At 68.6% G+C, this 13,480-nt stretch carries 14 protein-coding genes and 1 pseudogene; 9 read left to right on the top strand and 6 right to left on the bottom strand.

Annotated features, from left to right (window positions below; genetic code table 11):
• The first annotated feature begins 67 nt into the window (after positions 1-67).
• Positions 68-640 (top strand): histidine phosphatase family protein, encoded by a 573-nt coding sequence (locus NS334_RS07680; protein ID WP_058755389.1) that lies wholly within the window; start codon positions 68-70, stop codon positions 638-640.
• Between the two features lie 3 nt (positions 641-643).
• Here the strand turns inward: NS334_RS07680 and NS334_RS07675 are convergent, their stop codons facing one another.
• Positions 644-1,042: a DUF6165 family protein gene (locus NS334_RS07675; RefSeq protein ID WP_058755388.1), complete on the bottom strand. Its 399-nt coding sequence runs from the start codon at positions 1,040-1,042 to the stop codon at positions 644-646.
• A complete protein-coding gene (locus tag NS334_RS07670; protein WP_241491857.1) occupies positions 999-1,919 on the bottom strand; it encodes a glycosyltransferase family 9 protein in 921 nt (306 codons plus the stop codon). Before NS334_RS07670 ends, NS334_RS07675 begins: the two co-directional genes overlap by 44 nt.
• Positions 1,920-2,038: 119 nt before the next feature.
• Here NS334_RS07670 and NS334_RS07665 point away from each other — a divergent pair, with 119 nt between their 5' ends.
• Both NS334_RS07665 and NS334_RS07660 read left to right on the top strand, forming a co-directional pair.
• A complete protein-coding gene (locus NS334_RS07665; protein ID WP_241491856.1) occupies positions 2,039-2,827 on the top strand; it encodes a TIGR04290 family methyltransferase in 789 nt (262 codons plus the stop codon).
• Positions 2,824-3,738 carry a glycosyl hydrolase gene (locus NS334_RS07660; RefSeq protein WP_058755386.1) on the top strand — a complete coding sequence of 305 codons (915 nt, stop codon included), beginning with the start codon at positions 2,824-2,826 and terminating at the stop codon, positions 3,736-3,738. The genes NS334_RS07665 and NS334_RS07660 overlap by 4 nt, the downstream gene beginning before the upstream one ends.
• Here the strand turns inward: NS334_RS07660 and NS334_RS07655 are convergent.
• Positions 3,713-4,222: a DUF1003 domain-containing protein gene (locus tag NS334_RS07655; RefSeq protein WP_058755385.1), complete on the bottom strand. Its 510-nt coding sequence runs from the start codon at positions 4,220-4,222 to the stop codon at positions 3,713-3,715. The genes NS334_RS07660 and NS334_RS07655 overlap by 26 nt on opposite strands.
• Before the next feature lie 36 nt (positions 4,223-4,258).
• Here NS334_RS07655 and NS334_RS07650 point away from each other — a divergent pair, with 36 nt between their 5' ends.
• Together NS334_RS07650 and NS334_RS07645 are read left to right on the top strand one after the other, a co-directional pair.
• The gene (locus NS334_RS07650) at positions 4,259-5,218 is read left to right on the top strand and encodes an MDR/zinc-dependent alcohol dehydrogenase-like family protein (protein WP_083500325.1); all 960 of its coding nucleotides are present in this window, start codon (positions 4,259-4,261) and stop codon (positions 5,216-5,218) included.
• A gap of 79 nt (positions 5,219-5,297) precedes the next feature.
• Positions 5,298-6,296: a Gfo/Idh/MocA family protein gene (locus NS334_RS07645; protein ID WP_058755384.1), complete on the top strand. Its 999-nt coding sequence runs from the start codon at positions 5,298-5,300 to the stop codon at positions 6,294-6,296.
• Between the two features lie 2 nt (positions 6,297-6,298).
• On the opposite strand, the gene NS334_RS07640 is transcribed toward NS334_RS07645, so the two are convergent.
• Positions 6,299-7,741, bottom strand: a complete 1,443-nt coding sequence (locus NS334_RS07640) for a methyl-accepting chemotaxis protein (protein WP_083500324.1) — start codon at positions 7,739-7,741, stop codon at positions 6,299-6,301.
• 209 nt (positions 7,742-7,950) lie between these two features.
• Entirely contained in the window at positions 7,951-8,433 is a 483-nt protein-coding gene (locus NS334_RS07635; RefSeq protein WP_058755382.1) for an Lrp/AsnC family transcriptional regulator, read from the bottom strand.
• 110 nt (positions 8,434-8,543) lie between these two features.
• On the opposite strand from NS334_RS07635, the gene ald reads away from it, so the two are divergent.
• From ald to NS334_RS07620, 3 genes are all read left to right on the top strand, one after another.
• The gene (gene ald / locus NS334_RS07630; protein ID WP_058755381.1) at positions 8,544-9,632 is read left to right on the top strand and encodes an alanine dehydrogenase; all 1,089 of its coding nucleotides are present in this window, start codon (positions 8,544-8,546) and stop codon (positions 9,630-9,632) included.
• A gap of 360 nt (positions 9,633-9,992) precedes the next feature.
• A complete protein-coding gene (locus NS334_RS07625; RefSeq protein ID WP_241491855.1) occupies positions 9,993-10,625 on the top strand; it encodes a class I SAM-dependent methyltransferase in 633 nt (210 codons plus the stop codon).
• The gene (locus NS334_RS07620; protein WP_241491854.1) at positions 10,622-11,269 is read left to right on the top strand and encodes a hypothetical protein; all 648 of its coding nucleotides are present in this window, start codon (positions 10,622-10,624) and stop codon (positions 11,267-11,269) included. Before NS334_RS07625 ends, NS334_RS07620 begins: the two co-directional genes overlap by 4 nt.
• A gap of 216 nt (positions 11,270-11,485) precedes the next feature.
• On the opposite strand, the gene NS334_RS07615 is transcribed toward NS334_RS07620, so the two are convergent.
• Complete coding sequence (locus NS334_RS07615; RefSeq protein WP_058755379.1) at positions 11,486-13,144, bottom strand: aminotransferase class III-fold pyridoxal phosphate-dependent enzyme; 1,659 nt, start codon at positions 13,142-13,144, stop codon at positions 11,486-11,488.
• 53 nt (positions 13,145-13,197) lie between these two features.
• On the opposite strand from NS334_RS07615, the pseudogene NS334_RS07610 reads away from it, so the two are divergent.
• A pseudogene (locus NS334_RS07610) lies at positions 13,198-13,480 on the top strand (archaetidylserine decarboxylase); the annotation flags it as partial.

Here is a 13,480-nt window from a genome sequence, read left to right as displayed (position 1 = left end):
CAATTTTTATTGTGGGCGGGGCTTTGTTGATCTAAGTCAGTCTTTCACTTGATCTGGGTCAGTTTCGATGGAGCGTCGCGTATTACTGGTGCGGCATGGGCATCATGCCGAGGTTGGCCGCGTGTTGAGCGGCCGGTCCGACATTGCGCTCGACGCGCGCGGCCGGGCGGAGGCGATGGCGGTGGCGCAGCATCTGGCGGGAACGCCGATCGACAGGCTCTTCAGCAGCCCTCGCGCGCGCACCGTCGATACCGCACTGGCGTTCGGGGAGCAGGTGCGGGTCGCGGCGGCGCTGGACGAGGTGGACTTCGGCACCTTCACCGGGCGGACCTTCGCCGCGCTGGACGGTGACGCCGACTGGCGGCGCTGGAACGCGGAGCGCGGCAGCTTCCGCTGTCCGGGTGGCGAAACGATGGGCGAGGCGGTGGCGCGCGCGGTCGGTTTCGTGGCCGCGCTCGGAGTGGGCGTCAGCGTGTGCGTGACGCATTGCGACATCATCCGCGGCGTCGTGGCGCATTATCTGGGCTTGCCGCTCGACCGGATCTTCGCGCTCGGCTGCGATCCGGGATCGGTGACGACGTTGATGCTGGAGGGGCAGGGGGCGCGGCTGGCGACGCTCAACGAACGACCCTGGCCGTGATGGTCAATTGATCGCCGCGTAGCTCTTTTCCTCGATCAGCTCCGACTCCAGTGCCAGGTTGATCTCGCGCTTCAACGCGGCGCGCTCGTCGTTCTTGACATAGACCGCGCGCGCCAGCCGCACGAACTCGCCGCCGAAGGTGCGCGCGGCCTCCTGTCGGCGGATCGCATCCTCGATCTCCCATAAATCCTGATTGACCGTCTTCAGCCGGCCGAACAGCGCTGCCACCCCCTCGAATCCCAGCACGCCGGCACCGATGCGGTTCAGCAGCGAATGTTCGCGCATCACGTTGGCGCGCGCGTCGGCCCGCGCGATCCGCTCGCGCTTGATCTCCAGGATCGTGATCTTGTCGAGCAGTTCACCCCAGGAGACGGGCACCGACGGGCTGGGCAGGCTGGCCATGATTGTCACCTTCTCTGAACAGGTTGAGGTCGCGCGTGATCGCGGCGAGCGGCGTTTCCCAGTCGCCGGGCGTCGGCTGCGCGTACAGCCGGACGGTCGGATACCAGCCGCTGTCGCGCCGTGCCGGGTCCCAGCGCCAGTCGGGCGCGGCCTTCACCAGCAGCCAGGTCGGCCGCCCGAGCGCCCCCGCCAGATGCGCGATCATCGTGTCCACGGTCACGACCAGCGCGCAGCCGGCGACCATCGCGGCGGTTGCGGCCAGATCGAACGGGCACCCGTCCTTGTGGAGCACCGGCAGGTCGGTCGGCGCACTGACCAGTGACAGGCATCGCCGCCCTGCCGCGATCGGGGCGAACAGTTCGGGTGGTACCCAGCGGCCGATGTCCCAGTCGCCCGCCTGCCAGCACAGCCCGATCGTTTCGTCCGGCAACGGCGCAGGGGCGGCGTGGAGATAGGGGCAGGGCGTGTCGCGCGGAGAAAGGCGCAGCGCGGCCGCGAGTTCGGTGATCTCGATATCGCATTCGGCGGGGGGCAGCGGATGCGCCGGGTCGAATGCTGCCAATGATACGCCCGCGAAGCGCAGCAGCGGGTGCAGCCGTGCCGGCGCCTCCACGACCACCGACCGCGCCCGCTCCGCCAGCATGGGCAGGTAGCGCGCGAACTGGATGGTGTCGCCCAGCCCGTGGTAGCAGCGCACCAGTACGTCGCGACCATCCGGATCGCGTCCGTCCCATACCCAGCGGCGGTGATAGGGCAGGCGCGGATCGTCGCGCGTCGCCGGGTCGCGCGCGGCCAGCACCGCCCGCTCGATCGCCCAGGCGTCCTCATAGCGCTCCTCGCGCATCGCTTGGATCCAGCCGCCGTCGGGATCGGTCATGGCGGCGAGAACGCCACGCCCCCCGTCTGTGGTTCCAGACGAATAAACTGATCGACATCAATGGGATGGAACGAGGTTGAGGAAGCATCGTTGATGCTGCGATGGGTGATGGGGGCGTAATGGAATCGGATCTGCGGACGCGCGTCGAACGGCTCGCGCCGTGGTTTCACAACATTCATTTGCCCGGCGGTGTTCAGACCGCGCCGGATCACTTCCTGCTCGATTATCCCGCCAACAAGTTCGCCGAATTCGGACCGTGCCTGCCTGATGATCTGACCGGCAAGACCGTGCTGGATATCGGCTGCAACGCCGGCTTCTATTCGGTCGAGATGAAGCGGCGCGGCGCCGCGCGCGTCGTCGGCATCGACTGGGACGAACGCTATCTGGCGCAGGCGCGGCTGGCCAGCGAGGCGCTGGGATACGGCGACAGCGTCGAGTTCCGGCGGCTGTCCGTCTATGACGTCGCGCAACTGGGCGAGCGCTTCGACCTCGTGATCTTCATGGGCGTTCTCTATCATTTGCGCCACCCGTTGCTGGCGCTCGACCTGATCCGCGAGCATGTCGCGGGCGACCTGATGCTGTTCCAGACGATGCAGCAGGGGTCGAAGAACGATGCCGATGTACCGGAGGATCATCCCTTCTACGTCCCCGGTACCTGGACGCCGCCGTCCTATTTCGACGATCGCGACTACCCCAAGCTGCATTTCATCGAGCGGAAGTTCGCGGGCGACTGGACCAACTGGTGGGCGCCCAACCGCGCCTGTTCGGAGGCGATGCTGCGCGCATCCGGCTTCACCGTGACCGCGCATCCGCAGGACGACGTCTATCTCTGCCGCATCGCCGATGTTCCGTTCGCGGAGCACGGGCCGGCGGCGGTCTATCCATCCACGGGGGGAGTGCGCGCGTGATCGAAGCCGCGATGATCTGGAACGAGCCGAACAACAAGTCGCATTGGGACCCCGAGGTCGATCCGGACTGGTCGCTGTTCGCCGACACGGTATCGCGCGCCGGGGCATCGATCGCGGCGGTCAATCCGGCGATCACGCGCGTGCTGGGCGGCATGTCGCCGATCGACCCCTTGTGGGTGAAGCGGCTGGAGGCGCATGGTTGCCTGGACGCGGTCGACGTGCTGGCGGTGCACGGCTTTCCGCTCGACTGGAACCTGTGGTCGATCCACGACTGGCCGACGAAGATCGCCGAGATCGAGGCGGTGACCGACAAGCCGGTGTGGGTGACGGAGGTCGGCGTCGGATCGTTCGGTGCCGAGGAGGTGCAGGTGTTCGGCGTCGAGAAGACCGCCGAGCTGCTGATCGGCCGCGTGCCGCAGATTTACTGGTATTCGCTGTTCGACCTGCCGCAGGAATGGGGCGCGACGACCCGCCATCGCGAGGCGGAAGGGTCGAGCTATTACCGCCATTTCTACATGGGGCTGATCCGCGCCGACGGCACGCCCAAGCCGGCGCTGGACAGCTATGCCAAGGTCGCGTCCGAGATGGGGCTGATGCAATGGTTCCATTATCAGGATCCGCGCCTCGACGATGCGGTGGCGTGGATGAAGCGGCTGGGCACGAAGAAGCTGCGCACCGGCCTCAGCTGGGCCGACAGCTTCCGCCCCAATGCGGTCGACTGGTTCGACCGGCAGATGGAGGCGCTGGCGGATTTCGACACCACCGTCACCTTCTGCTTCACGCCCGAGCATCTCGGCATCCAGCCGCACCACACCAGCGCCGCGCGCGAGCCGCAGGCGTTCGCCGACTTCTGCGCGTGGATGATCGATCGCTATGCGCCCGCCGTCACGCCGATGGTGGCGACGGCGTGACCTGATCCAGCGTGTCGAGCACGTCCTCGGCGCGCACGTCGCGCTCGATCTCCTCCACTTCGGCGGGCGGCGTGATGTCCAGTCGCTCGGCAATCTGGCGGACCAGCGCGGTCAGGCGGGAGAGTTCGTGCTCGGCCAGCAGGTTGATGTGCAGGTCCAGGTCGGCGCGCGCCTGTGCCTGCGCGGCCATGCGGTTCTGGCTGATGAGGACGAAGGTGGACAGGAAGATCGCCTCCACCGATGCGATCATCGCCAGCACGACGAAGGTCGGATCGAATTTCGGCGTGAGCCACAGGTTCCAGACGATCCAGCCGCCGAACAGGGTCAGGTGCAGCGCGACGAAGGTCATCGATCCGGTGAAGGCGGTGATGCGTCCCGCCAGCCGGTCGGACCAGGGGGCGGCGGCTTCGACCCGCCGTTGCCGCTCGGTCAGCCGGTCGATGTTCGCGGCGAGTGCCTGATTGAGGTTGGTGGGTTTTTGCATAGGAAAGTCAAACGCTTGTCAGTTGAAAATGGTAGCATGATGCCGGCGGCGGTGCTGGTCGGCCCGGCGCGGATCGAGGTGCGCGACGCCGCCGTGCCCGCGCCGGCCGCGGGCGAGGTACGCATCCGGCTGGAGGGCTGCGGGGTGTGCGCGTCGAATGTCGAGCCATGGGCGGGGCAACCGTGGTCGACCTTCCCCGGCGAGGCGGGCGGGCTGGGGCACGAGGGCTGGGGCATCGTCGATGCGCTGGGCGAGGGTGTGTCGGACCTGTCGGTCGGCGAGCGCGTGACGATGCTGTCGTCGCACGGCTTCGCGCCCTATGATGTCGCCCCGGCCAATCAGGTGGTCAGGCTGCCCGATGCGCTCGATGGGCAGCCTTTTCCGGGCGAGCCGCTGGCCTGCGCGATGAACATCTTCCGCCGCGCCGACGTGCTGCCGGGACAGACGGTGGCGATCGTCGGCATCGGTTTCCTCGGCGCGGTGCTGACGAAGCTGGCGAGCGATGCCGGCGCGCGCGTGATCGCGATCTCGCGCCGGGCGGAATCGCTGGAACTGGCGCGCGCTTACGGCGCGGCAGAGACGATCGTGATGGACGATCACTGGGCGATCATCGAGCGCGTCAAGGCGCTGACCGGTGAGGCGCTGTGCGAACGGGTGATCGAGGCGGTGGGCAAGCAATGGCCGCTCGACCTCGCCTCTGCGATCGTCGGCTTCGGCGGGCGGCTGGTGGTGGCGGGCTATCATCAGGACGGCCCGCGCCAGGTGAACATGCAGGACTGGAACTGGAAGGGGATCGACGTCATCAACGCCCACGAACGCGATCCGCGCGTCAACCTGCGCGGGCTGCGGGAGGCGGTGGCGGCGGTCGCGGAGCGGCGCGTCGACCTCATCCCGCTGCTGACGCATCGTTACGCGCTGGACGAACTCAACGAGGCGATCGCCGCGACGCGCGACAAGCCCGAGGGCTTCGTGAAGGCCGTGGTGACGTTCGGATGAGCGCCGTCTGTACCGCCGCGCACGTGGCACCTTCGAAGCGGTGTTCGCCGCGCCGCCGCCTGACCAGGAAGGTACGACCATGATCGACAAACCCCGGATCGGCTTCCTCGGCACCGGCTGGATCGGCCGGCACCGGATGGCGGCGATGGTCGGCAGCGGCATGGTGGAGGCGGTCGCGATCGCCGATCCGTCGGCCGACATGCTGGCCGAGGCGCAGGCGGTCGCGCCCGCCGCCACGGTCTGCGCCACGCTCGACGACATGCTCGCGCTCGGCCTGGACGGCGTGGTGATCGCGACGCCGAGCGCATTGCACGCCGCGCAGTCGATCCGCGCGCTGGATGCCGGGACGGCGGTCTTCTGCCAGAAGCCACTCGGTCGCGACGCGATGGAGACGGCGGCGGTCGTCGATGCCGCGCGCCGCGCCGACCGGCTGCTCGGCGTCGATCTGTCCTATCGGCACACGGCGGGGATGCGCGCGATCGCGCCGCTGGTGCGGGGCGGGGCGCTGGGTCGTCTGTTCGCGATCGATCTGACCTTCCACAACGCCTATGGCCCCGACAAGCCGTGGTTCTACGATCGCGCGCAATCGGGCGGGGGCTGCGTGATGGACCTCGGCATCCACCTCGCCGATCTGGCCTTGTGGCTGGGCGGCGGGGCGAGGGTCGCGGCGGTGGACGCGGCGCTCTACGCCGGTGGCTTGCCGCTGACGGGCGAGGCGGTCGAGGATTATGCCGCCGCGACGGTGCGGCTCGACAATGGCGTGACGGTGCGGCTGGCCTGTTCGTGGCGGCTGCACGCCGGGCAGGACGCGGTGATCGAGGCGGCGTTCTACGGCACGGACGGCGGCGCGGCGTTGCGCAATGTCGGTGGCTCTTTCTACGACTTCACCGCCGAGCATTTCCGGGGCACCACGCGCGAGACGCTGGCGGTGCCGCCCGACGACTGGGGCGGACGCGCCGCCATCGACTGGGCGACCCGACTGGCACGCGGCGACCGTTTCGACGCGGACGCGGCGGGGGAGTTCGTCGCGACCGCGCGCGTGCTCGACGCGATCTACGCTGCCGGCACGCGCGGCTGACCTCAGAACTCCGACCACTCCTCCTCGGCGACGGCCAGCGCGGTGCCGCGCGTGCCGGTCACGGGACGCCGCGCGGTTCGGGCAAGGTTGCGGCCGGCCTGCGCGGCGCGCGCCTGAAGCTCATGGACCGGGGAACCGACCGGCACCGCCGGGGTGACCCGTGCCTGCGCGGCCTCGACACGGAAGCGCGACACTTCGTTCGTCAGGCGGGTCGCTTCCTCCGCCAGGCTGCGGGCGGCGGCGGTCGCCTCCTCGACCATCGCGGCATTCTGCTGCGTCACGCCGTCCATTTCCGACACGGCGGTGTTGACCTGTTGCAGCCCGGTCGCCTGCTGCTCGGCGGATTCGGCGATCGTCGACACCAGCGCGCTGATTTCGCCGATGCGTGCGATGATCCGCTCCAGCGCCTTACCGGTTTCGCTGACCAGCGCCACGCCCGCATCGACCTGTTCGGACGAGGCGAGGATTTTGGTCTTCACGTCCTTGGCGGCATCGGCGGACCGCTGTGCCAGCGCGCGCACCTCCGACGCCACGACCGCGAAGCCCTTGCCCGCGTCGCCGGCGCGCGCCGCCTCGACACCGGCGTTCAGCGCCAGCAGGTTGGTCTGGAAGGCGATGCCGTCGATGACGCTGATGATCTCGCTGATCTCGGTCGAGGATCGCTCGATCCCGCCCATCGCGTCCACCGCGCGCCGCACGACGTCGCCGGAATTCTGCGCTTCCTCCCGTGCCTCCTTGACCGCCGCATTGGCGCGACGCGCTCCGGACGCGGTTTCGCGGACGGTCGAGGTGATCTCGTCCATCGCGGCGGCGGTTTCCTCCAGGCTGGCCGCCTGCTGCTCGGTACGCTGCGACAGGTCGTCGGAGGCCTGGCGGATATCGGCCGCGCCGCTGTTGATGCCGTTGGTCGCGTCGCTGACCGCGCTGATCGCTTCCGACATCGCCGTCATCGCGCGATTGAAATCGACCCGCAGCCCTTCGTATTCGGAAGGGAAGGCGCGGTCGATGCGGAACGTCAGGTCGTTCGAGGCCAACAGGCTCAGCCCGTTGCCGAGCGACTCGACGATATCCCGCTGAACGCCCGACGCCGACGCCAGTGTGATGCCGTTATCCTTGAACACCTCCATCGCGCGCGCCATCCGGCCGACGCAATCCTGGTAATGGGTGCGGTCGATCACGGTGGTGAAATCGCTCCTCGCCAGCCCTTCCATGCGAACGACGGTATCCACATAGGGATCGCAGATGAGCCGCCGCGAGGCGACCGCGACCACCACGACCATCGCCAGCGCCGCGCCGGCCAGACCGAGCGCGACCGGGGTCGGCAGCCATCCGGTTCCGGCGGCATAGGTGCTGGCCAGCCCGACCGCCGACAGTCCCGCATAGACATGGCCGAGGATCATGAACTTCACGCGGATCGGGGCATCGCGCTGGAACCACGTGATCATAAGAATACTCTCCGCATTCATGATCCAGATTAGATCTGGAGGAAGTCGAGCGGCGTGATCGCACCATTAACTGAAGGGGAAGTTAACCCGAGGCGGCCCGGTCCCCCCTCCTGACTCCGGGAATATCGGAGTGGGAACGGCCGTGTCGCGTAAGTCGCTGATAGCGGAAAGGTTTGTCGGCCGCGCTTTTTTTGGCGGGCCGGCACCGCTCAGTCGAGCAGGGCCAACGGCAGTCGGGGCGCCACCACCTCGCGCAGGACGAAGCCGCTCTCCATCTGCGTGACGCCCGGCAGCCGCGACAGTTCATCCCGGTGGATCTGCGCGAAATGCGACAGGTCGCGCGCGCGCACCGTGACCAGATAGTCGTAGCTGCCCGACATCAGTTCGCAGCGCACCACGGACGGGCTGGCGACGATCGCGGTCTCGAAGGCGTCGAGGACGTCGATACGCTGGCTCTCCAGCGTCATCTTGATGTGGACGGTCGTCTCGCAACCGAGCTGCGCCAGGTTCAGCCGCGCCGCATAGCCGGTGATGACACCGGCCTCTTCCAGCGCGCGCTGTCGCCGGGCCACCGCCGTCGCCGACCGTCCGATTGCCTCCGCCAGCGTAAAGGCGGTGGCGCGCGCATTGTCGAGCAAGAGCGCGATCAGGCGGCGGTCGATTCGATCGGGCGTGTAGGTTTTCGGCGTCATCGGTCATCATCATGCAGGATTGTGGCGCGAAGTCACCCGCGCCGCGCCAACTTCGCCCGGTTTCCCCGCTCGGATCGCGCTATGCTGCCGCAGGATAGAGGAGATGGTCGATGCGCATCGGTGTGCCCAAGGAAATCAAGAACCACGAATATCGCGTCGGCCTGACGCCGGGCGCGGTGCGCGAATATATCGCGCACGGTCATGAGGTGATCGTGCAGAGCGGCGCGGGCGCGGGCATCGGTGCCGACGACGACACCTATCGCGCGGCGGGCGCGGGCATCGTCGACACCGCCGAGGAAGTCTTCGCCACCGCGCAGATGGTGGTGAAGGTCAAGGAGCCGCAGCCCGGCGAATGGACGCAGCTGCGCGAGGACCAGATCCTCTTCACCTATCTCCACCTCGCGCCCGATCCCGAACAGGCGAAGGGGCTTCAGGCGTCGGGCGTCACCGCCGTCGCCTATGAAACCGTCACCGACGCGCGCGGTCAGCTGCCGCTGCTGGCGCCGATGAGCGAGGTCGCCGGGCGGCTGTCGATCGAGGCGGCGGGAACCGCGCTGAAGGCCGTGAACGGCGGGCGCGGCGTGCTGATCGGCGGCGTGCCGGGCGTGCAGCCCGCGCGGATCGTCGTGCTGGGCGGCGGCGTGGTCGGCACCCATGCCGCGCGCATGGCGGTCGGACTGGGCGCGGAAGTGACGGTCATCGACCGCTCGATCCCGCGGCTGCGCGAACTGGACGAGCTGTTCCAGGGCCGCGTCCGCACGCGCGTCTCGACGCTGGAGGCGATCGAGCATGAGATTTCGGAGGCCGATGCGGTGATCGGTGCGGTGCTGATCCCCGGCGCCTCCGCGCCGAAGCTGGTGACGCGCCCGATGCTGAAGCTGATGAAGCCGCGCGCGGTGCTGGTCGACGTCGCGATCGACCAGGGCGGCTGTTTCGAGACCAGCCATGCGACGACCCATGCCGAGCCGACCTATGAGGTCGATGGCGTGATCCATTACTGCGTCGCCAACATGCCGGGCGCGGTGCCGCTGACGTCCAGCCACGCGCTCAACAACGCCACGCTGCCCTACGGGCTGGCGCTTGCCGATCGCGGCTATGCGGCGGCGGAGGCGGATGCGGGGCTGATGGCCGGCGTCAACGTGCGCGGCGGCAAGATCGTCAACAAGGTGGTGGCCGAGGCGCTGGGCGTCACGGGCTGAACCGCTACCGTCATTCGCATGGAAGGGGACGGCTGCGAACGTCCCCTTCCGTCATGCCGGACTGGTTCCGGCATCCACCGTGCCGCTTACTCATAAGCCGCTGATCTTGCGGAACCGTGAACCCCGGAACCCGTCCGGGGTGACGGGTTCAGTGGAGTCGACGAAACGACTTTTACATAGGTTTTGCCTGCGCGGGAATGACGGAGGGAAGCCCGCCCATATGTCACTCCCGTGGCGCTTCGATGACAGCCGCCGTCACGCGATCGTCGTCAGCGTGACACCTGTCCGTCGCACAAGGGTCGCCGTTCCGGGCCGAGGGCGGCCCTCATGCGAAGGTGTGCGGCGGGAATGACAGCGACGATGACGACGGCCGGCGTGGCGCTGGCCTACGATCGGTGGGCGCCGGTCTATGACCTGGTGTTCGGGCCGGTATTCCGGCAGGGGCGCGCGGCGGCGATCCGCGCCGCCGACCGGATCGGCGGGCGCATTCTGGAGGTGGGGGTCGGCACCGGCATCTCGCTGCCCGGCTATGCCGCCACCAGCCGCGTGACCGGCGTCGATATCTCGGAGGACATGCTCGACAAGGCGCGCGCGCGCACCCGGCGGCTGAACCTGCCGAACGTCGATGCGATCCGACTGGGGGATGCCGAGGCACTCGATTTCGCCGACGCCTCGTTCGACGTCGTCGTCGCGCAATATGTGGTCAGCGCGGTCGCCAACCCGCGCCGTGCGCTCGACGAATTCGCGCGCGTGTGTCGTCCGGGCGGCGAGATCGTCATCACCACCCGCGTCGGGGCCGAACAGGGCCTGCGCGGCGGGATCGAGAAGGCGCTGATGCCGGTCACCAAGCGGCTTGGCTTTCGCACCGACTTTCCGTTCGCGCTCTACACCGACTGGATCGCGACCCGCGACGACGTGGCGCTGGCCGAATGCCGCGCGATCCCGCCGCTGGGCCATTTCTCGCTGGTCCGCATCACCAAGGAGAAGGCATGATGCCGCAGCTTCGCAAGCTCCGTTTCGAGGATGAGCAGGGCAATCCCGGCTTCCGCGCGCAGCTGAAGGAGCAGCGCTGGGACGATCATCGCTACTATCATCACGATCTGATCAACCAGAGCCTGCACTTCGTCAGCGCCTGCACCTTCATCACCGCCTACGCCTTGCTGTTCGTGGACGCGGCGCTCGCCAGCCTGCTGGCATGGGGGGTGGCGATGACCAGCCGGCAGGCCGGCCATTTCTTCTTCGAGCCGAAGGATTATGACGAAGAGAACGGCGTCAGCCACGAATATAAGGAAGAGGTGAAGGTCGGCTACAACCTGATGCGCAAATATGTGCTGATGGGATTGTGGCTGGCGATTCCGTTCGTGCTGGCGCTTACCCCGACCCTGTTCGGAGTGCTGGAGCGGCCGGAGGGGGCGATCGGCTTCCTGCGCCACGTCGGGTTCGGCTGGCTGTTCTTCGGCGTGGCGGCGATCCTGTTCCGCGTGCTGCAATTGTGGATCGAGCGCGATCTGGAAACCGGGATCGTCTGGGCGACGAAGATCGTCACCGATCCGTTCAGCGACTTCCGCCTGTACCGCACCGCGCCGGTCAGGCTGCTGAAGCACGGCCGCACGGATGACAGCCACGCGGCGGCGTGAACGTCGCGTCACGTCATCGCGGGCGTAGCGCCGTCACCCCCGTCTTCCGTCATCCCCGCGCAGGCGGGGATCCGGAACCCATGTCGTGGCTGCTGGAACGCCCCGGGGCCTCGAACGGTAAACCCGCCGTGTCGATCCTCACGAGGCGCGGCGTGTCTGGAACCCCGCCTGCGCGGGGATGACGGAAGGGCGGGGTGACGGGAGCGGGGACGCCGCTCACCCGCCCCGCAACCGCGCCGCCAGCGACTCCTTCAGCGCCTGCCGCCGCAGCCGCTTGTTCGTCGCCGCCGGGCCGTCCCACCAGCCGTCCGCCGCCATCGCGCGCCCCGCCGCCACGATCCGCCGCGCGATCTCGTCGAACAGCGCGTCGTCGATGTCGAGGCTGAAGATCAACCGCCCGGTCCCGACCCACGACAGCGCCAGCCCCTCGGCGCGGAGGTAATATTGCAGCATCCAGTTATAGCGCGACGGGCGGGTGTAGACCAGGGTCCACACCGTCGCGAGATGCGCGACCGATACCGGCACCCCGGCCTCGGCCAGCATCGCATTCAGCCGCGCGGCGCGCGCGTCCCAGCGCGCGTCCATGCCGGCGTACCATTCCGCGACGGCGGGCCGCTCCAGCCGCCGCAGGAAGGCATCGGTCGCCGCCATCACATACGGATGCGCGTTGAACGTCCCGCGCGCGAAGCAGATGTCGACCGGCCGATCGTCGCGCCAGCGCTTCATCAATGCCGCGCGCCCCGTCACCACGCCGATCGGCAGCCCGCCGCCCAGCGTCTTGCCCCACACGATCATGTCCGCATCGATGGCCCACGCCCGCGCGACGCTGCCGGGCGCCAGCCGAAAGCCCATGAACACCTCGTCCACGATCAGCACGATGCCGTTCGCGCGGCACGTATCGGCCAGCCGGCGCAGCCAGGCGATGTACGCCGGCAGGTCCGCCCCCGCCGCACGCCCGCTGTCGACCAGCTGACCATCGGCGGGCGCGGAGACGTTGGGGTGGAGCGCCTGCAAGGGATTGACCAGCACGCAGGCGATGTCGCGCCGCCGGGCCAGCACCGCCAGCGTCTGTTCCGACTGATCGGCCAGCGTCAGCGTGTGGTCGGCCGGAACCGGGTTGCCGATCCCCGGCTGCACGTCGCCCCACCAGCCGTGATAGGCACCCGCGAACCGCACCAGCCGCTTCCTGCCGGTGTGATAGCGCGCCAGCCGCACCGCCTGCATCACCGCCTCGGTGCCGGACATGTGGAACGACACCTCGTCCAGCCCCGACAGCGCGCGCAGCCGGCGGACATTGTCGGCGACGACCGGATGATAGCTGCCCAGCACTCCGCCCAGCGGCTCGGCGATGTCCAGCGCCTCGCGCATCGTCGCCTTGTAGAACTCGTTGCCGAACAGGTTCACACCGTAACTGCCGGTCAGGTCGATGAAGCGATTGCCGTCGAGATCGGTCAGCCACGGCCCCTCCGACCGCGCCATGAACGCACCGACCGGCAGGTGCCGCCGCACGGTGTCCGCAAAGGCGAACGGCACGCGGTAACGCCCGGTGAACTGCAGGTCGGACAGCCCCTCGCGCGTGTCGGCGGTCAGCGCCCGTGTCTTCGGAAAGCGCTCGGCATATATAGCGGCCAGCCGCTCGAACCCCGCCCGGCGGCGCGCGGCGGTGGCCTCGTCGCAGCCGTCGGCGCGGAAGAACGCCTCCTCGACATGCGCGTAATAGGGGATCTGCCCCGCGATGCGCTTGGCCAGGCGGACATGGCCACCCGGTCCGGGATGCTTGGCGCGCGACAGCGCCAGCCGCTCCCGGCCCTTGGTCGCGGCGAACAGGGTGCCGGCGACGAGCCCGGCAACGGCGGCGAGGGTCTTTTTCTCCATGGCGCCACTACGCGCGCCGCGATGACGCAGGTGTGACAATGCGAACCGGACTGATGCGCCTGCTGCTGCAGGAGGATCTCAATTTCCTGCTTACCAATCGCATTCCGCGCCGCTGGGCGACGAAGGCGGTCGGTCGGATCGCCGCGATCGAGCATCCGCTCGTGGCGAAGCCGGCGCTGGCGGCGTGGCGATTCTTCTGCGACGTCGACCTGTCGGATGCGGAGACGACGCGCTTCCGCTCGCTGCGCGACGCGTTCATCCGGCGCTTGCGGCCGGGCGCACGGACCTTTGCGGGCGACGCGGCGACGATCGCCAGCCCGTGCGATGCGATCGTCG

This window comes from Sphingomonas endophytica (genome assembly GCF_001476895.1).
In the GTDB taxonomy this organism is placed as follows: domain Bacteria; phylum Pseudomonadota; class Alphaproteobacteria; order Sphingomonadales; family Sphingomonadaceae; genus Sphingomonas; species Sphingomonas endophytica_A.
The sequence above is the reverse complement of the archived record's forward strand: the minus strand, read 5'-3'. Positions and strand labels throughout refer to the sequence as shown.

Coding starts and splice junctions, on each gene's coding strand:
- NS334_RS07680 (WP_058755389.1), top strand. CDS start 68: ATGGAGCGTCGCGTATTACTGGTGCGGCATGGGCATCATGCCGAGGTT.
- NS334_RS07675 (WP_058755388.1), bottom strand. CDS start 1,042: ATGGCCAGCCTGCCCAGCCCGTCGGTGCCCGTCTCCTGGGGTGAACTG.
- NS334_RS07670 (WP_241491857.1), bottom strand. CDS start 1,919: ATGACCGATCCCGACGGCGGCTGGATCCAAGCGATGCGCGAGGAGCGC.
- NS334_RS07665 (WP_241491856.1), top strand. CDS start 2,039: ATGGAATCGGATCTGCGGACGCGCGTCGAACGGCTCGCGCCGTGGTTT.
- NS334_RS07655 (WP_058755385.1), bottom strand. CDS start 4,222: ATGCAAAAACCCACCAACCTCAATCAGGCACTCGCCGCGAACATCGAC.
- NS334_RS07650 (WP_083500325.1), top strand. CDS start 4,259: ATGATGCCGGCGGCGGTGCTGGTCGGCCCGGCGCGGATCGAGGTGCGC.
- NS334_RS07645 (WP_058755384.1), top strand. CDS start 5,298: ATGATCGACAAACCCCGGATCGGCTTCCTCGGCACCGGCTGGATCGGC.
- NS334_RS07640 (WP_083500324.1), bottom strand. CDS start 7,741: ATGATCACGTGGTTCCAGCGCGATGCCCCGATCCGCGTGAAGTTCATG.
- NS334_RS07635 (WP_058755382.1), bottom strand. CDS start 8,433: ATGACGCCGAAAACCTACACGCCCGATCGAATCGACCGCCGCCTGATC.
- ald (WP_058755381.1), top strand. CDS start 8,544: ATGCGCATCGGTGTGCCCAAGGAAATCAAGAACCACGAATATCGCGTC.
- NS334_RS07625 (WP_241491855.1), top strand. CDS start 9,993: ATGACGACGGCCGGCGTGGCGCTGGCCTACGATCGGTGGGCGCCGGTC.
- NS334_RS07620 (WP_241491854.1), top strand. CDS start 10,622: ATGATGCCGCAGCTTCGCAAGCTCCGTTTCGAGGATGAGCAGGGCAAT.
- NS334_RS07615 (WP_058755379.1), bottom strand. CDS start 13,144: ATGGAGAAAAAGACCCTCGCCGCCGTTGCCGGGCTCGTCGCCGGCACC.